General features: G+C 50.6%; 19 protein-coding genes. 5 read left to right on the forward strand and 14 right to left on the reverse strand.

Going from position 1 to position 17,373, the window contains the following annotated elements:
* Nucleotides 1-209 precede the first annotated feature (209 nt).
* Nucleotides 210-1,607, reverse strand: a complete 1,398-nt coding sequence (locus EGT74_RS18655; RefSeq protein WP_123848081.1) for a type III PLP-dependent enzyme domain-containing protein — start codon at nucleotides 1,605-1,607, stop codon at nucleotides 210-212.
* Between the two features lie 310 nt (nucleotides 1,608-1,917).
* Complete coding sequence (locus tag EGT74_RS18660; RefSeq protein WP_123848082.1) at nucleotides 1,918-2,547, reverse strand: WbqC family protein; 630 nt, start codon at nucleotides 2,545-2,547, stop codon at nucleotides 1,918-1,920.
* A 342-nt stretch (nucleotides 2,548-2,889) separates the two neighbouring features.
* Here EGT74_RS18660 and EGT74_RS18665 point away from each other — a divergent pair, with 342 nt between their 5' ends.
* Nucleotides 2,890-3,345 (forward strand): LEA type 2 family protein, encoded by a 456-nt coding sequence (locus EGT74_RS18665; protein WP_123848083.1) that lies wholly within the window; start codon nucleotides 2,890-2,892, stop codon nucleotides 3,343-3,345.
* Nucleotides 3,346-4,696: 1,351 nt separating this feature from the next.
* Here the strand turns inward: EGT74_RS18665 and EGT74_RS18670 are convergent.
* Nucleotides 4,697-5,074 carry a heavy-metal-associated domain-containing protein gene (locus tag EGT74_RS18670; RefSeq protein ID WP_123848084.1) on the reverse strand — a complete coding sequence of 126 codons (378 nt, stop codon included), beginning with the start codon at nucleotides 5,072-5,074 and terminating at the stop codon, nucleotides 4,697-4,699.
* A 50-nt stretch (nucleotides 5,075-5,124) separates the two neighbouring features.
* Complete coding sequence (gene pyrE, locus EGT74_RS18675) at nucleotides 5,125-5,760, reverse strand: orotate phosphoribosyltransferase (protein ID WP_123848085.1); 636 nt, start codon at nucleotides 5,758-5,760, stop codon at nucleotides 5,125-5,127.
* A 17-nt stretch (nucleotides 5,761-5,777) separates the two neighbouring features.
* Between pyrE and EGT74_RS18680 the strand changes: the two genes are divergently transcribed.
* Both EGT74_RS18680 and EGT74_RS18685 read left to right on the forward strand, forming a co-directional pair.
* Nucleotides 5,778-6,434: an NUDIX hydrolase gene (locus EGT74_RS18680; protein WP_123848086.1), complete on the forward strand. Its 657-nt coding sequence runs from the start codon at nucleotides 5,778-5,780 to the stop codon at nucleotides 6,432-6,434.
* A gap of 3 nt (nucleotides 6,435-6,437) precedes the next feature.
* Nucleotides 6,438-7,166, forward strand: coding sequence for a class I SAM-dependent methyltransferase (locus EGT74_RS18685; protein ID WP_123848087.1), 729 nt, complete (start codon nucleotides 6,438-6,440; stop codon nucleotides 7,164-7,166).
* Here the strand turns inward: EGT74_RS18685 and EGT74_RS18690 are convergent.
* Genes EGT74_RS18690 through EGT74_RS18705 form a run of 4 tightly spaced genes read right to left on the reverse strand, consistent with a single transcriptional unit; the run spans nucleotide 7,150 to nucleotide 9,526 of the window.
* Nucleotides 7,150-7,587 carry a hotdog fold thioesterase gene (locus EGT74_RS18690; RefSeq protein WP_123848088.1) on the reverse strand — a complete coding sequence of 146 codons (438 nt, stop codon included), beginning with the start codon at nucleotides 7,585-7,587 and terminating at the stop codon, nucleotides 7,150-7,152. The two genes, EGT74_RS18685 and EGT74_RS18690, sit on opposite strands and share 17 nt — an antisense overlap.
* Before the next feature lie 12 nt (nucleotides 7,588-7,599).
* Nucleotides 7,600-8,079, reverse strand: coding sequence for a pantetheine-phosphate adenylyltransferase (gene coaD / locus EGT74_RS18695; protein ID WP_123848089.1), 480 nt, complete (start codon nucleotides 8,077-8,079; stop codon nucleotides 7,600-7,602).
* A gap of 11 nt (nucleotides 8,080-8,090) precedes the next feature.
* The gene (locus EGT74_RS18700) at nucleotides 8,091-8,660 is read right to left on the reverse strand and encodes an RsmD family RNA methyltransferase (RefSeq protein ID WP_123848090.1); all 570 of its coding nucleotides are present in this window, start codon (nucleotides 8,658-8,660) and stop codon (nucleotides 8,091-8,093) included.
* Nucleotides 8,651-9,526 carry a DUF3822 family protein gene (locus tag EGT74_RS18705; protein WP_123848091.1) on the reverse strand — a complete coding sequence of 292 codons (876 nt, stop codon included), beginning with the start codon at nucleotides 9,524-9,526 and terminating at the stop codon, nucleotides 8,651-8,653. The genes EGT74_RS18700 and EGT74_RS18705 overlap by 10 nt, the downstream gene beginning before the upstream one ends.
* Nucleotides 9,527-9,624: 98 nt before the next feature.
* On the opposite strand from EGT74_RS18705, the gene EGT74_RS18710 reads away from it, so the two are divergent.
* Complete coding sequence (locus EGT74_RS18710; RefSeq protein ID WP_123848092.1) at nucleotides 9,625-10,959, forward strand: MATE family efflux transporter; 1,335 nt, start codon at nucleotides 9,625-9,627, stop codon at nucleotides 10,957-10,959.
* Nucleotides 10,960-11,048: 89 nt separating this feature from the next.
* Here the strand turns inward: EGT74_RS18710 and EGT74_RS18715 are convergent, their stop codons facing one another.
* From EGT74_RS18715 to EGT74_RS18735, 5 genes are all read right to left on the reverse strand, one after another.
* Nucleotides 11,049-11,804, reverse strand: a complete 756-nt coding sequence (locus EGT74_RS18715; RefSeq protein ID WP_123848093.1) for a tetratricopeptide repeat protein — start codon at nucleotides 11,802-11,804, stop codon at nucleotides 11,049-11,051.
* Between the two features lie 41 nt (nucleotides 11,805-11,845).
* Nucleotides 11,846-12,274: a dihydroneopterin aldolase gene (gene folB / locus EGT74_RS18720; RefSeq protein ID WP_123848094.1), complete on the reverse strand. Its 429-nt coding sequence runs from the start codon at nucleotides 12,272-12,274 to the stop codon at nucleotides 11,846-11,848.
* An 8-nt stretch (nucleotides 12,275-12,282) separates the two neighbouring features.
* Nucleotides 12,283-13,230 (reverse strand): thioredoxin-disulfide reductase, encoded by a 948-nt coding sequence (trxB, locus tag EGT74_RS18725; protein WP_123848095.1) that lies wholly within the window; start codon nucleotides 13,228-13,230, stop codon nucleotides 12,283-12,285.
* Between the two features lie 33 nt (nucleotides 13,231-13,263).
* Nucleotides 13,264-14,145: a DUF4249 domain-containing protein gene (locus EGT74_RS18730; protein ID WP_158618221.1), complete on the reverse strand. Its 882-nt coding sequence runs from the start codon at nucleotides 14,143-14,145 to the stop codon at nucleotides 13,264-13,266.
* Between the two features lie 166 nt (nucleotides 14,146-14,311).
* The gene (locus EGT74_RS18735) at nucleotides 14,312-15,169 is read right to left on the reverse strand and encodes a sigma-70 family RNA polymerase sigma factor (RefSeq protein ID WP_109698810.1); all 858 of its coding nucleotides are present in this window, start codon (nucleotides 15,167-15,169) and stop codon (nucleotides 14,312-14,314) included.
* 386 nt (nucleotides 15,170-15,555) lie between these two features.
* Between EGT74_RS18735 and EGT74_RS18740 the strand changes: the two genes are divergently transcribed.
* On the forward strand, nucleotides 15,556-16,569 hold the full coding sequence (locus EGT74_RS18740) for a threonine aldolase family protein (RefSeq protein WP_123848097.1): 1,014 nt from the start codon (nucleotides 15,556-15,558) through the stop codon (nucleotides 16,567-16,569).
* Between the two features lie 100 nt (nucleotides 16,570-16,669).
* On the opposite strand, the gene EGT74_RS18745 is transcribed toward EGT74_RS18740, so the two are convergent.
* The gene (locus EGT74_RS18745; protein ID WP_123848098.1) at nucleotides 16,670-17,335 is read right to left on the reverse strand and encodes a hypothetical protein; all 666 of its coding nucleotides are present in this window, start codon (nucleotides 17,333-17,335) and stop codon (nucleotides 16,670-16,672) included.
* Nucleotides 17,336-17,373: the final 38 nt, after the last annotated feature.

The raw sequence follows: 17,373 nt of genomic DNA on the forward strand, positions 1-17,373 counted from the left end.
CTTATGCCTAGAAATTACCTGTATGGACTGCTCCCTACAGGTGTAATTCCCTTGCCATGAATGTTGGATCCGTCTATCCTATGAAATTATGGGCTCTCCCGCAAAGGAGGGCCTTATTTTATGTAAATGATGACTGCTTATGACAGACGGCAAAAAAGAAACCCCTCGGAGAACCGAGGGGTTTTTAAGTGGATTACTAACCCATTTTTTTAATAACCCAAAATTTTAAGCATGCTTTGGGAGGTTTGCTCCTTAGCGTATAGCCAGTCTTTTAATTGTCCGTTTTTGTCGTACCCCACTATCACATGTTTGGGGGATGGAATCAGGCAATGTTTGATACCACCGTACCCGCTCAACTGGTCCTGGTAAGCCCCGGTATGGAAGAACCCGATATAAAGCGGTTCGCCATTGGTGAGCTTGGGAAGGAACACGGCGTTGATGTGCTCTTCCGAGGTGTAGAAGTCGTAACCGTCACAGGTAAGTCCTCCCAAGTGCACCTCCTGATACTCCTGATCCCATTTGTTGATGGGCAGCATCAGGAACTTTTCCCCGATGCCCCAGGTGTCCGGCAGCGTTGTAATGAAAGAGCTGTCGATCATGTACCAGTTTTCCCGGTCGTTCTGCATCTTCTCGCCCAGCACGCTGTAAATTACTGCGCCGCTCTCTCCCACCGTAAACGAACCGAATTCCGTATAGATGTCCGGAACGGGTACTTTGTTCTTTTTACATACACTCTTGATGTTGGCCACGATCTCGTTCACGATGTAAGCGTAATCGTAGTCGAACCCGAGGGAGTGTTTGATCGGGAAGCCGCCGCCGAGGTTGATGCTCTCCAGTTCGGGACAGATCTTCTTCAGCTGGCAATAAAGGTTCAGCACCTTATTGAACTGGCTCCAGTAAAATATGTCGTCTTTGATCCCCTTGTTCATAAAGAAGTGGAGCATTTTCAGCTCGAACTTCGGATTGCCCTTCAGCTTGTCCACGTAAAACTCGAGGATGTCGCGGGAGGCGATGCCCAAACGGGAGGTATAAAAGTCGAATGTTGGCTCCTCTTCCGCGGCGATACGGATACCGAGTTTAACCGGCCCCTTGGCGCGCACGAACTTGGAATAGTCATCCAGCTCTTCCTTATTGTCCAGCACCGGCAGTACGTTGGTAAAACCGCTGTTGATCAGTTTGGCGATGCTGCGGGTATAGGTCTTTGTTTTATACCCGTTGCAGATGACGAATGTATCTTTTGTGATCTTCTTGCGTTCGTACAGTTTATGAATAATATCTATATCGTACGCAAAGGAAGTTTCGATATGCACGTTATGCTTCAACGTCTCCTCCATAATAAAGGAGAAGTGAGAACTTTTGGTACAGTAGCAATAATAGTAATTGCCATCGTACTTGTTTTTCTTGATCGCATCCTGGAACATTTTTTTCGCCCGGTTAACCTGCATCCCTATTTTGGGTAGATAGGTCAGCTTGAAAGGCGTTCCATACTTGTCGATCAAGGCCCGGATATCCAACCCGTTAAAAATAAGGTTGTTATCCTTCACTTCGAAACCCTCCTGGGGAAATTCGAAGGTTTGGTTAACGAGGTCGGTGTAGGTGTTGTTCATTTAACGCTGTGAATGAATTTTAGAGTTAGTAAAAAACTTAAACTACAGTATAAATGAGCTGGAAACTTCTGGTTTTAAGTTGATAGCAAATACAACACACCTACGTAAGTCGTCTGACCAGCAAAATCGGTTGCAAATCTACTATTTTGTTCCAATGCATTTCCAAAAAATTTCCATCTTTTTTATGGAAGGTGGAAAGTTTCTTTTTATAATTGAAAATTAATCAGTTAGACTCATTCAACTAAAGTATTAATTACAGTCACCCTACACCGCCGGCATCTATCCGGCTTCATTTACAACCCCTTCATTATCACTTCAGTAGTTCCAATGCCCTTTTTCCTTCACAGAATAACAGATCGAGGATGCTAAGGTTCGGGACAAACCCGGTTCTTTCTCCAAATACCTGGGCGTATACCGGTGAGCCTTCCGGCACGTGGCCCGGCTGCTGGTGGTCGCGCTTGTCGACAATCCCCAGGACCGGGTCATAGGTTTTCTCAAAGCGATCGGTGAAAGTGATCTCCGGCGAAATACCCAGTACGCCGTTGGCCCATTCGAGGCAGGCCATGTTCCAGTCGAGCAGGAAATCGAACTTTTTCTCATACAGCGCTTCCAGGTCGCTTTCGAAATATTCGAACCAGGGGGAACGGCGGTAAGCCGAAGTCAAAGTTTTCCAATGGAGGGCCTGCCAGTTTTCGAGGTTGCTGATGCGGACGTCCTTCATGATCGTGCGCTGATTTTTTCCTTTGGATAGGGGAACGCTCAAAAGGATGGTTCCGTTCGGCCCTGCGATGTAACAGCGATTGCGAAAACTTACCTTCTGGTAGTGTTCATATCTCTCAATCTTTAATATATTGACTTCAATTAAAGTTTTATAAAAGTAAATTGGCGGAAAATATTGAGATTCAATCAATAAAGTCTTGTTTTCGTATGGTTCTGTCATGTCGTCATAATTAAAGTTAAAAAGGTTCAAAATCTATCAAAAACGACCGTCTAACATTAAATATTAAGCTACAGTTATAACTCGTTAATTTATTGAAAAACAGTTCATAGAATGATTCAAAATATGCTATTTACTTTAGCAGAAAGCTGTTTTATGTTGAATATTAAAAGTTAACAAAAATACTAAAGTTATTAGTTCTAAAAATGACTGTTTTTGGGCCTGTTTCATTTAAAGTAAAATTTCAAATAAAAGGCCTCCTCCCAGCCTTCCGGCGATCATACTTTAACTTCGTTTTTGGTTAGAGTTTTGTAGGTTTGAGGGAATTTTAAAAAACCGCTATTCATGAAAAGGTACAGATGGGGCCTCCTGGTTTTCCTGCTTTGGGGGGCGATGAGTTCCTGCGACAAGATGAAAGACCTGGAATTTCTCCGGGTGGCCAGCTTCGATTTTGACAATCTGGGGTTCTCAAAAAGCATCGTCCGGATGGAGCTCGCCTACTTCAATCCCAATAATTTCTCCCTTTGGCTGAAGGACGCCGAGTTCGATATTTACCTGGACGACACCAAAGTGGGCCATTCGTTGCAGGATACCCTGATCGACATTCCGGCCCGGGATACTTTCTATTTTCCGGTAAAACTGGAGGTTGAAATGGGGAATGTTTTCAAGAATATGCTGGGCGCCCTCACCAACAAAGAGGTCACGATCAAGGCAGCGGGCAACTGTAAAGTGGGTAAAAAGGGCGTGTTTTTCCCCTTCCCGATCCGTTGTGAAACGAAACAAAAACTTGATTTTTTCTGATCGGCGGGTAAAAATATCATGATTTCAACGCGAAGATATTTTTCAATTTCACCATATAAGAGGTCGGTTTGACCTCTTTTTTGTTGCTCTTTTTTGAAGGGTCAGCGCGCTTTTCGATGAGATTTTTGAGGATCAGATGAGATGTTCGGGGTGATTTTACGGTCTGATTTGCGGAATTCTGCATGCCTGAAAAAGTAAATTTCGGCGAATTCTTTCCTTTTTTCGGCGGATAACGATCGTGATTTTGAGTCCCCGATATTTAATAAATCATTTATATGATGAGGCCATTTTGGTTGATTTTTGGGTTCATCAATGGCATTTCGGACGACCAGGTATCAGTGAAATTTTCCATTTGATGAGGCGATTTTTGGGTGGTTATGGGGTTGCTTTTTAGTCTGGCGAGGGCCTTTTGAGCGGCTGGACATTATAACAATTCAACATTTGATGAGGCTATTTGAGTGATTTTGGACTCCTCTTTTTAGTCCGTTGATGGCGTTTGGGCGCCTTCGCATTATCATAATTCCACATTTTACAAATCAATTTGTGGGGTTTTGGTTCTCCTTTTAGTTGGTCCATGGCGTTTTTGGTTGGCTTGATATTAGATGAATTTCCCATTTGATGAATCATTTTGGGGGGATTTTGGGGCCTTTTTTTGTCCGCCGATGGCGTTTTGGATGGCGCGATATTAGCAGAATTTTCCATTTGATGAGGTAAATGGAGATGATTTTGGCCTTTTTTTAGTCCGTCAATGAGGTTTAAGGCAACTTGATATTAGAGTCATTTTATACTTGATGAAGTAAATTGGGATGATTTCTCATTCATTTTTTTATATCTAAGAGTTATTCTCGAGTGTTGAATTAGACGTTTTGAGGCCGTTTAACCGCTACTTTAGGAAGTCTTAGATATCGATTCGACGATATTCCTCCCTCCATTCATATTAAATAAATATCCTGACCGTTAGAACCAAAACAGCATAATTTACTGCTGAAATGTGGTGGTTGCAGCGTTAATGAATGGTTAAGATCAGGTGAAACCGGCCACCTCTGCCAGCCGAATCTGTCCGGCTTCTTCCTCCAAGGCACTCCATTTCACTCAACAATTAAACGATCATCCTGATAATTGTCATCGCAACCCGGCTGTTGGTGCCCTCAAGATAACAGCGTCAGTTTCAAAATAAGCATCCAAACGAAGACCTTTCCAGCGGTAATATTTACAAAACAGCGCTCAACGATTACTTTCCGGCCTTGCCCGGCCATTTTTTGCTATCCAAAAAACGCAATCAGCCCCTCCGGGCACAAAAAACCGCCCCGGTATCCGGGGCGGTCATGTATAAATACGAACATCACTGATATTATCCTTTTTTCTTGGGCGGCGGGCCTCCCCCGTCTTCCGGCTTCTGGCAGCATTTCGGCAGCGCCTTGTAAGAATCCTCATTAGCCGTCACTTCATCCGCATCATACCCTACATTGGCGATGGAGGTTTTGATATTTTCAATATTGGTGCGGTCGGTATAATATTTAACGGTCGCTTCCTTCTTTTTCACGTCCACCACCATGGATTTGACGCCTTCTTCCCGCAGAAAATAGCGCTGGATAGCATCCTTGCACATATTACACTGCACCGTCGGCACCTTGATCTTGGCAGTAGCCAGCGTGCCTTTTTTCGCCTGGCCCATTGTTACACCGGTCCCGGCCAGCAACAGCACCAACATTAATTGAATGATACGCATAACAAGTCTTTTTTAACCCACACAATATACGATAAAATTAAATATATCGGCTATTTTCCCCACACATCCGGAGCGGCGCGCCAGGCTTGCAAAGTACCCAGTTCCGCTTCGGTTACCTGCCCTTTTTCAACCGCCAGTTCGATGAGCGCGCTATAATTACTCAGGGACTTGAACGGCACTCCGGCTGCTTCGAACGCCTTCACCGCCACATCAAACCCATAATTAAATATAGACACCATCCCGATCACCTCACCGCCGGCGGCGCGGATAGCCTGCACGGCCTCCAGGCTGCTTTTACCGGTAGAGATCAGGTCTTCCACCACTACCACAGGCTGTCCGGGTTGCAGCACCCCTTCAATCATATTGCCCATACCATGCTCTTTCGGCTTGGAACGTACATATATAAAAGGCAGCTTCAGCTGATCGGCCACCAGGGCGCCATGAGGGATACCTGCAGTGGCTACGCCCGCTATCACGGCTGCATCAGGGAAAGTCTCAAACACCACATTGCTCAGTTCGGACTTGATGAAGTCGCGGATATACGGAAAAGACAGCACCTTTCGGTTGTCGCAGTAAATGGGTGATTTCCATCCGGAAGCCCAGGTGAAGGGCTGGGCCGGGCTTAACTTTACGGCCTGTACCTGGAGCAGTTTCTCTGCTACCTGTTTTTCGCTGATATTGTTCATAACGGCGCAAAAGTACGATGAATAATGCAAAGGATTATTTTTGCAGCATGGAAATGCCCGTTATTATATATATCAGCGACAGACCGTTAATACTGACCGGAGAAAAAAGCACGCTGCCTCCCGAATATATCAATGCCGCCACCCTTTTTTCGCCAACGGACGAGGAAATCGCCCAAACCATTTCCCTGCTCGACAGAAACGAATTGCCACTGGCCGTATTCCGCCATCACAGCGTACCCGCCTTATTTGAAACGGTAAAAGGGCACTTTACGGTATACGAGGCGGCCGGTGGCCTGATCACCAACGACGCAGATGAAGTATTACTGATGTTCCGCCGTGGCAAATGGGACCTGCCCAAAGGCAAGCTCGACGACGGCGAAACGCTGGAAGCCTGCGCCCTGCGCGAAGTACAGGAAGAAACAGGCCTGCAGAACGTAAGCCTCAGCCATAAAATCACGGAAACCTTTCATTATTACCCGTTAAAGGACAAAAGAATCCTGAAACACAGCCACTGGTACCGCATGTTTTTCACCGGTACGGAGCTGACGGTGCCACAGATCGAAGAAGACATCCTCGATATCCAGTGGATACGCCCCGAAAACCTCGGCAAATACATGGCGTATTCATATGAGAATATCCGGGAAGTGTTCCTGAAGGCGGACTATAAACTATAACCTATGAGCGTGCAATCCCACTACGACAACCATCTGGCGGCTTTCTACGCCTGGATGACCGGCAATTTCGACACCAAACAGAAGGAACAGGAAACCTATTTCACCAGCAAACACATTGCACCGGCAGGCAATGGCCTGGCGCTCGACCTCGGCGCGGGGCACGGGTTACAAACGGTATCGCTGGCCAACCTGGGGTTTTCGGTGTTTGCGGTCGACTTCAACCAGCATCTCCTCTCCGAACTTAACGCCCGAACCAAAGGCCTTCCCGTCAGAACCATCCTGGCCAACCTCGCTAACACCGCCCAATACACCATGGATGCGGAACTGATCGTGTGTATGGGCGATACGCTCACGCACCTCGACAGTGTGGAGCAGGTTACCACCCTTATCGGCGAATGGTATAAGATGCTCTCCCCCAAAGGCAAGCTGGTATTGTCTTTCCGTGATCTGACGCAGGAACTGGTGCAGGAAGAACGGTTTATCCCGGTAAGGGCGGAAGATGACCGCATCCACTCCTGCTTCCTGGAGTATTTTCCGGGTTATGTGAAGGTGTTCGATATTTTGCTCGAAAAGCAGCAGGGACAGTGGATCCAGAAAGTGAGCAGTTACAGGAAACTGCGCCTGGGCATAGAACAGGTAAAAATGATGCTGACCGCCGCAGGATTTGCAGTGCAGGATCATGAGGTGATCAGCCGCATGCATTATGTGGTGGCGGCTAAGCCGGGCGCTTAACCAGGATGGCTACGGTGAGCCGGCTTACACAGACCAGCTTATGTTCGTCGTCAGTGATGCGGATGTCCCACACATGCGTGGTAGCGCCGATGTGCAGGGGTCTGGCAATGGCGTGCACATATCCTTCACGCACCCCGCGCAAGTGGTTGGCGTTGATCTCAAGGCCCACGCATATCTGTTTTGCCGGATCGATGATCAGCGCAGAAGCCACACTGCCCACGGTTTCTGCCAGGGCAGCGGAAGCGCCGCCGTGCAGCAGGCCGTAAGGCTGCACCGTCCGATGGTCTACCGGCATCATGGCCCGCAGATAATCGGGCCCGATTTCGGTGAATTCAATGCCCAGGTAACCGCCCATCGTGTTCTGGGCATTTTCGTTGAGCTGATCCAGTGATATATCCAGCGAAAACCAGATTGCCTTCATGATATTGCAGTTTTAACTCTTTTGCTGTTGGATGGTTCGGGCCACTTCCGCCGGCAGGAACTGCGCCGCATCTCCCCCGTTCCGGATCACATCGCGCACCAGCGTGGATGCGATCGTCGAGAACTCCGGTGAACAGGTCAGGAAGATGGTTTCCACTTCGGGATCCATTTTCCGGTTGATGTCTGCAATCGCCTTCTCATATTCAAAATCGGCCACATACCGGATGCCTCTTAAAATAAAATGCGCGTTCACCTTTTTACAGTACTGCACGGTAAGGCCTTCATAGGAGGTCACCTTTATTTTGGGCTCGTTTTTATAGATCTCCCGGATCCAATCCACCCGCTGCTCTACGGAATACATGGGCACTTTGCCGGAGTTGATGCCGATGCCGATGATCAGTTCGTCGAAAAGCGGCAGTGCACGGTCAATGATGTCGGTATGGCCAAGCGTTACCGGGTCGAAAGTGCCGGGAAATAAACAGATACGATGCATGGTATAAGTTATTATTGACCGGCGGCGGAGGGTTTCCTCAGCTCTTCCCGGTTAATGAATATGGAAAATATGGTGGTGCCGTAATTCCTTTCGGTGCGGTAGTAACTGAATTGCTGGTAGTTATTCCGTGGTGTGTGCTCCAGTACAAACCAGCCTTCGGGCCTGAGCAGCTGCTTCTCGAAAATGATCTTCGGCAACTCGTCGATAGTGCCCAGCGCGTAAGGCGGGCCGGCGAATATAAAGTCGAACTGCTCGGTGCACTGCTGCAGGTATTTGAACACATCCATCCGCACGAGCTTCAGCTTCACATCGAGCATGTCGGCCGTTTTGCTGATAAAATCGGCCATGGCCGGGTCTTTTTCCACGATGGTCTGATCGGTGGCGCCGCGCGAGGCCAGCTCGTAGCTGATGCTGCCGGTACCGCCGAATATGTCCAGGGTTTTGAGCGTGGATATGTCGAGATTGTTTTCTATGATGTTGAACAGCCCACCTTTTGCGATATCCGTAGTAGGGCGCGTGTGCGGCATGTTAGCCGGCGGGTTGATGCGGCGGCCGCTCATGGAACCTCCTATTATACGCATAAAGCCAGGGCATAAAGATTATGAAAATGATGCGCAGGCACTTCGTTCATGCGGGGAATGTACAGGAACCCGTCGGGTTTATGCACCCAGTCGAGCCGCGGCAGGAAGCGGTGCAGTTCATGATATACCTGTGAGTCCTGTGTGAGGGCGCCGCCCAGTTTTACCTTGGCCTGCAGCTCGTTGAGCCCCAGCTGGCGCAGGGAATTGACGATATAATATACGATGTCGAGGCCGCTGCGGTAGCTCAATTGCTGCTGCAGCAACAGTTTACCGGATGCAAAAATGGTGAGCGCAAACTGATTGGGTTGCACTTCCACATACACGATGCCATCGGAAAACTGCGTTTCACTGTCTTTCCGGTAAGCCTTCAGCAGGCCCGTATAGGCGTGCATCACACTGTCCGACGAGAATTCTTTCCGCAGGAAGCCCAGTACGTCTTTGTCTACGGCATACACATTCACCAGGCCCATATCGGGAATGGTGTCGAACAGCACGGCTTCCTGCATTTTTTCCAGCTGCGCCAGGTGCAGGTAGTCTTTTTTCAGCTGCGGCTGGAAAAGCGGCTCCGGCACGAGCGTGGTTTCGGGCGAGTCGAAAGCCAGCAATACCTGTTTGAACGCGGTAAAGAGCAGCTTATCCGCATCAAAAATCTCTTCAATCATCTCCAGATCGGCCATAGCCACCGTTTTAGGCTGGTAGCTATAACTTTTCAGCGCCAGGAACTTGCGATGAAGCGGTGATAATACGGCATAACTGAAAGTGCCGCTGCCCACCAGCACCAGCAGGGTGCAGGTAGTCAGATCCGTTTCCAGCAAAGTGGCGTCATCTATCGCGTACGTCGGTTGTATGGTATATGCCACGGGCATGTGTTTCAGTATTGTAAAGCACAATAATAATTAAAATAGTTGAGTTTGGACAAGAACGGGGGGACGGGGTATTTTCGTATTTTTGCGCACCTTTCTGTATGCAGGTCAGTCTTACCAACAAACAGGTCATCGCCATCGCCGCTCCCATCAGTCTTTCGCTGGTACTGCCGCAGATCAATCATATGACCAATGCCGCTTTCCTGGGCCACCTGGGAGAGTTCCCCTTTGCCGTCAACGGCATTGCGGGGATTTATTACCTCGTGATGCATATGATTGCTTACGGACTCAACAACGGCCTGCAGGTACTGTTTGCGCGCCGGGCGGGCGAGCTCAACTACGCAGGGATGGGACGGTATTTTTTCAATGGTTTCCTGCTGGCGCTGTTTTTTTCTTTTTTCGCCATTGCCATCACTTATACGCTGGCCCCGCTTTTTTTCGGCGGCAGCCTGCACGACCCACAGATCAGGGAGGCGGCGGTTTCGTTCATCCGCATCCGCATATGGGGCCTTCCCTTTCTCATGCTGATGGGCCTCTGCAACGCCTTTTATATAGGAACGGGCAACACGAAGCTGCTGGCCATCACTTCCCTTTTCCAGGAAATCACCAACATAGTGCTCGATTACGGGCTCATCTTCGGTAAAATGGGCCTGCCGGCCATGGGCCTCAACGGCGCCGCCGTAGCCTCCATCATCGCGGAGGGCGTGGGTTTCCTCGCGGCATACAGCATCCTGTTTGCGCTGAAGTTCCAGTTCAAATACCAGCTGTTCGCCCGCCTGAAACCCGACTTCGCCGCCATGCGCAACATTCTCACCATTGCGGCCCCGCTGATCATCCAGTTTCTCTTTGGCATCGGCAGCTGGCTGGTGTTTTTTATATTTATCGAACATCTCGGCCAAAGGCCGCTCGCCGTGTCGAATATGATGCGCAGCGTGTTCGGGCTGTTCGGCATCTTCACCTGGGCGCTGGCCGCCACCTGTAACACGATGGTGAGCAACCTCATCGGCCAGCAGCGGGAAGGCGATGTGCTGAAAATCGTCCGAAAAATCGCCGTTTTTGCATTCCTGTGCGCAGCTGTGGTGAGTCTGCTGATCAACCTGCTGCCGTACCAGCTGCTGCGGGTTTACACGGCAGACGCCTCTCTGATTACGGCGGCTATCCCTTCCATCCGTGTATGCACGGCCGTTACCCTGCTATCGTCCGTGACCGCCATCATATTTAATGGTGTAACAGGCACCGGCAATACACGTGTGAATTTGATGATAGAAGTAACGGCAGTAAGCATTTACCTCGTTTATTGCGTGGTGGTGGTGGAACGCTGGCGCAGCCCGCTGCATTGGGCCTGGGGCGCCGAATTCGTGTATTGGATCGTCATGGGAGGATTGGCCTTCTGGTACCTCAGAAGCGGCCGCTGGAAAGGAAAGGTGTTGAATTAACGGAGGGAGATATTTTTGGAACTGTGCAACCCCAGCCGTGATGTCGCACTGTTTTACTACTGCCGGAACAATTAACCGACCAGCCGGGCCTACTGCATCGCTTCCAGCATCTTTTTCATCTCCGCTTTGTAACCGGGGTCGTCCTGGTAAATGGGGCGCATCCGCAGGCCTTTGTTCAGTACCTCCATCGCCAGTGTTTCCTGGTTGTTCTGACGGTAGGCCAGTGCGAGGTCGTAATAATTCACCACAAAGGCAGGTTTCAGCTTGAGGCATTTCTCATACGCGGCAATGGCCTCTTCCATGGTGCCGGGCGGTACGCCGCCGAACAATACTTTGGCCGCCGCTTTTTCAATCGTGCTTAGGTTGTACAGGTCAAAGTTCCAGCGGCCGATGAGATGCCAGGCTTCCGCGTAATCCGGTTTGAATTTGAGCGCGAGGTCCGCATACTTTTTAACTTCCTTGGCCGCCGCTACTTTTTCCTTCGCCCCCGAAATCTGCCCGATGCGGTTCAGCGCCATGGCCATGGCATAGTTGGCTTCGGCGTTTTCCGGTTCCACCTTCAGCGCTTCGTAAGCATATACCTTGGCGTTGTTGTAAAATTCCTGTTTGGCTGCTTTGTCTTTCTGACGCGCCCCTTCCCTGCCGGCCAGCAGACTTGCCTGGGTAAAGGCCAGTACATGACCGGGCGACACCTGCACGGCTTCCCTGTATTTTTCGAGCGCCTCGCCTTCTTTCATCTGTTTGTCCAGCTGCTGCGCCTGTGCAATGATTTCTTCAATCGACTGTGCCTGCGCGCAAAGAGAAGCCCAGCAGGCGAAAAAGAGTATGATGGCTTTCTTAAGCATGGGATGAATTATATGGGTATCCAAAAATAAGTCATATTCTTTTACATCACATATTGTTTTTCGAGGGTCACGGCCGAGAAAGCCACGTCGCCGCCGAAGGGGGGCGACTGTTTGCGGAGCGCTACAGAGGAGGTCTGCACGCCGGGGTATTGTTGTTTGATGGCGACCGTGATATCGTGCACCACCTGTTCCAGTAGTGCCTGCGGCGTTTGCATCACCTTTTCGGCGATGGCGTACAGGCCTTCGTAGTTTACGGATTCGGTGAGCTGCGAGGGGTGCTCCGGCTCGTGGATGCTTACTTTGATATCCAGGATGAAGTGGTTGCCGATCACCTGTTCTTCTTTGTAAAAACCATGATAGGCATAAAACTTAACGCCTTCCAGTGCGATATGCAGCATAATAAACGGATTGCCTGAATAAAACAAACCGGCCACATCGGCGCTGCTGCGCCCTTCGCGACCGGTTTGCAAAAATGATATTAATGACCTTTCGCGGAAAGGTATCTTTCAGCATCCAGTGCGGCCATACAACCGCTGCCCGCGGCCGTTACAGCCTGACGGTAGTTTTTGTCCTGCACGTCGCCGCAGGCGAATACGCCTTCCACGCTGGTTTTGGTGGTGCCGGGGATAGTTTTGATGTATCCCTGCTCATCCATGTCCAGCTGGCCGGCAAAGATGCCGGAGTTCGGCTGGTGGCCGATGGCCACGAAGAAAGCGCTCACGGGGATCACTTTTTCCTCTTTGGTTTGGGTATTCAGGATACGGACCCCGTCCACCTTGTTTTCACCGGTTACTTCCAGCGTTTCGGTATTCCAGTACACCATGATGTTGGATGTTTTCAGCACACGGTCCTGCATTACCTTGGACGCTCTCATTTCGTGGCGGCGCACCAGCATATGCACGTTGGAGCATATTTTGGAGAGGTACAGCGCTTCTTCGGCGGCGGTATCGCCCGCACCTACGATCGCTGCTTCTTTGCCTCGGAAGAAAAAGCCGTCGCACACCGCGCAGGCAGATACGCCGCTGCCGTTGAGACGCTGCTCCGAGGGCAGGCCCAGCCATTTGGCGGAAGCCCCGGTGGCAATGATGATCGCGTCCGCGGTGATTGTTTTTTCTTCGTCGATTTCTACTGTATAAGGTTGGGAAGAAAAGTCCACTTTAGTGGCCATCCCGTAACGGATGTCCGCGCCCATGCGGCTAGCCTGCTTTTCGAAATCCACCATCATTTCCGGGCCCTGAATACCTTCGGGATAACCGGGATAGTTTTCAACTTCTGTAGTGATGGTCAGTTGACCGCCGGGCTGGATGCCCTGGTATAGAACGGGTTTCAGGTTGGCACGGGCTGCGTATATGGCTGCTGTGTATCCTGCGGGGCCCGAACCGATGATCAATACGTGAACATGTTCGGGTGTTGTGTTGTTTTCCATGCTGTTGTTGACTGTTGTTGGTTTTGATTTTGATTATTTTGGTATAGTAATGGTCTTGTATGTTACGCTGTACCCGCCCCAGTATCCCAATGCGCCCTGCACGTTCCCCTGTGTCCGGGTGGGCGTGGCGAAGGGATTGCCGGTGGCCGTAAAGGCGAAATCGGCCGTGCGCCAGAAATCGTAGGTGTTATGATCCACGTTACAGAATTTGAGGGTGACGGTGTCGCCCTTTTTAAAGTATCCGTAAGTGTCGAAGTCGATTTTCTGGTTTTTGTCGACACCCGCATCCAGCGGCACGTCGAAGGTAGTACCGTTGACGATGTGATCGTCGAACACCGAGTTCAGGCCGGGTAAAAACCGGTCGCCGTTGCGCGAGGTGAAATAACGTACATAATTCCCCCTCTCCGGCGGGTCCGTCACTTTCACCAGTACCCTGGCTTTTTCGGTGCTGCTGTTCCCCGAATCCATCCACCACATCGAATCCAGCCTGAGCTTGGGCTCGGGGATGGTGGTGACGGCGTGCAGCGTTTTTCCTTCCACTTCGATTTTGAGCGTGTAGCTGTTGCCCGGTTGTCCTGTAAAAGCCGTATGAAACTGCGCGGTATCTGCGGAATAGAAATACAGGGCGATGCCGTTGGTGGTATCTGTTCTGTACTCCCTCAGCTGGTGGGTACGCACGCCGTTAGATACGGTGACCACCGCATCATGTACGAACGACTCCAGCAGTTGCGCCGGTGTGATTTTGGAGAAGTAATTGAGGCTGCGGCTGATGGTGACCATCGGAAACCGCCCGTCTTCAATAATCCCTTCCACCACCAGGCGGTCTTCCTTGCTTTGCAGATCGACCGTTATTTCTTTTTCACACGCTGTGCAGGCCAGTACAACCATCAACAGCGGAAAGTATGCCTTTTGCATAGGATTGCAAAAATAAAGGGTTGAGAGGAGAAATTCGAATCGGGTATGATGAAAGGCATCTATATGCGTATAAACGCAGCCTATAGGCATAAAAAAAGCATCCCGCCCAGATTCATAGGGCGGGATGCTTCTATCCCAGATTCGAAAGAATTAAAATTTAAACCAATTATCCCAGATAGGATTTCAGTGCACCGCTGTAGCGGGCCTTCTGCAGCCGTTTAATGGCTCTTTCCTTGATTTGGCGGATACGTTCCTTCGTCAAATCGTATTTCTGTCCTATTTGTTCAATTGTTGCGCCGTTTTCACCATCCAGACCAAAGTACGCGTTCACGATTTCCGCTTCACGGGGGCTCAGGGACTTGAGCACGCGGCGGATCTCTTCACGAAGGGAGTCCTGCATGACATCGTCGTCGGTCACATCGCCGCCTTCCAGCAGATCCCCCATGGCAACATCTTCCGCTTCGTGCACGGGTGCATCGAGGGACATGTGGCGGGTATTGCTCTGGAAAATGTTGTTGATTTCCGATTCGGACATTTCCAGGATTTCGGCCAGTTCCTCGGTAGAAGGTTCCCGCTCGTTCTCCTGTTCAAATGCCATGTAAGCTTTATTCGCTTTATTATAAGTGCCAATTTTGTTTTGCGGCAGGCGAACCAGACGGCCCTGCTCTGCCAACGCCTGTAAAATGGACTGGCGAATCCACCATACTGCGTAAGAGATGAATTTAAAACCTTTGGTTTCGTCGAAACGCTGTGCAGCCTTGATCAACCCTAAATTGCCCTCATTGATGAGGTCGCTGAGGCTTAAGCCCTGGTGCTGATATTGTTTGGCCACGGAAACAACGAAACGAAGGTTTCCTGTAGTTAATCTTTCGAGAGCCCGCTGGTCGCCCATTTTGATGCGCTGTGCCAGAATGGTCTCTTCCTCTGGAGTTAACAAAGGGATCTTCGAGATTTCCTGCAGGTATTTTTCTACCGCCTGCGAATCACGATTGGTGATCTGGGTGGCAATTTTAAGTTGCCTCATATTTTAAAAGTATTGGTTTACGAATATATTAACAGCCGAAAGATAATTTTGTTGTAACATTTAAATGGTATATCTTACACGGTTGCGAAATAGCCTGCAAAGATCGTGCTAATCCCCCACTCTTCCAAATATCCGGATACGGTTAAAGATTGGGTTACAGCCACCGGGGCAAGACGCGCGTTACTCGTTCACTATCAATGGGTGCGCATTGTTTTAAGACAATCTCGATGCCTGTCTTATCAAACAAAGTACTCCATATAAACGGATTATTATAGCGTTTTCGTCAGTATTTCCGGTGCTTTATCTAAATTTTAACAATTGAAAAATAATCATATTCAGATTAAAAACTTCTCTAATTTATCTCACTCCTTATTGCAAATTATTTAATGGATTACAGAAGCGACACTTTTACGAAACCCACGCAGGCCATGCTGGAAGCCATGCTGCAGGCAGAAACGGGAGACGATGTTTTTGGGGAAGATCCCTCAGTGAACAAACTGGAAGCCATCATGTCAGCGCTTTTTGGCATGGAGGCAGCACTTTACTGCCCTTCCGGCACAATGAGCAACCAGATCGCCATCAAAGTGCATACGCAGCCCGGCGATGAAGTGATCTGCAGTTCCCTCGCCCACGTATACATCTATGAAGGCGGCGGCATCGCTTTCAACGCCGGCGCACAGGTGCGCCCGCTGGAAGGCGACCGCGGCATGATCACCGCAGCGGCCGTGGAAGCTGCCATCAACCCGGACGATGTGCACAAAGCCCGCACCTCCCTGGTGTGCCTGGAAAACACCGCCAACCGCGGCGGCGGCTGCTGTTACGACTTCGAAGAAATCCTGAAAATCCGCGAAGTCTGCAACAGCCATCAGCTCAAACTGCACCTCGACGGCGCCCGGCTGTTCAACGCGCTCCTGGCCACGGAACAGACCGCCCGCCAATTCGGCGAAGTATTCGACAGTATTTCCGTATGCCTGAATAAAGGGCTGGGCTGCCCCATGGGCTCCATACTGCTCGGCAGCAAAGCCTTCATCCGCGAAGCGCGCCGCGTGCGCAAAAAACTCGGCGGAGGCCTGCGCCAGGCCGGTTATATGGCCGCCACAGGGCTGTATGCGCTGGAACATCATGTAGACCGGCTCGCGGAAGACCACGCCCACGCCAAACGCATCGCCCACGTACTGTTGGAGCGGGAATTCACCGGCCACATGCTGCCCGTGGAAACGAACATCCTCATTTTTGAAGTGCTGGCGCCCTGGAGCCCGGTCACTTTCCGGGACTATCTCGCCAAAGAAGGCATCGCGGTGATGGCCATTTCACCTACGCAGGTACGGATGGTGACACATCTCGGCATTACGCCCGCCATGGTGGACAAAACAGTGGAGGTTATCCGCACGATGTCATAACCGGATGCATGACTCGTCACAACAACAAAGCGGTCGCTCATCCTCGGATGCGACCGCTTTGTTGTTGCTGTTCACCGGCCGGCAAGCAACCGGAGAACCGTTATTCGCTGAAGCCGTAATATTTCCGCACCGCTTCATAATCGTTCACATCGGGCCCGCCGGCGTGTTTCCCTCCCGGGAGAATTGAAGACGCAGGCACGATGAATATCCGGAACCTTGGCCAGGTCACCGGCTGGGGATACAGCGCAGAGTTGTCCGGCTTCATCACCCTCACACGATAGTAGTATGGCCAGGTGGGGCCGGGTTGATAGAACACCCCGTTTGTTTCGTACGCGCTCATCGGGCCGGGGCCGGGCACCAGGCGCCAGGCGCTGGGAATTTCCGTGCTGGCGTTAAAGTACGCGAGTACGATGCTGGAATCCGCCTTGCCTTTTGAAAGCCCGGTGATCAAATAGTCAGTCTCGCCGCTGAAGCTCACTGAGCCGTACGTATACTGCACCACGTTGGCATTTCCCGGCGCGCCCTGCACACCCTGCGGGCCAGTGGCGCCTACAGGACCTTGTGGCCCCTGCGGTCCCTGTGCACCGGTAGCGCCGGTTGCCCCCGCGGGGCCGGCCGGACCACCGGGCCCCTGCGCACCGCCCGGTCCTGGCGCGCCCGTTTCGCCGGGATTGCCCTGCGGGCCGGCAGGCCCTTCTTTCCTGCAGCCTGTCACGATCAGACAGGCCGATAAAATACCCAGGCAAATAATGTTCGAAAGTTTCATGGTAGTGACTTGCATTTTGAGGTTATAGTTGATGACGC

Source organism: Chitinophaga lutea (genome assembly GCF_003813775.1).
Taxonomy (GTDB): Bacteria; Bacteroidota; Bacteroidia; order Chitinophagales; family Chitinophagaceae; genus Chitinophaga; species Chitinophaga lutea.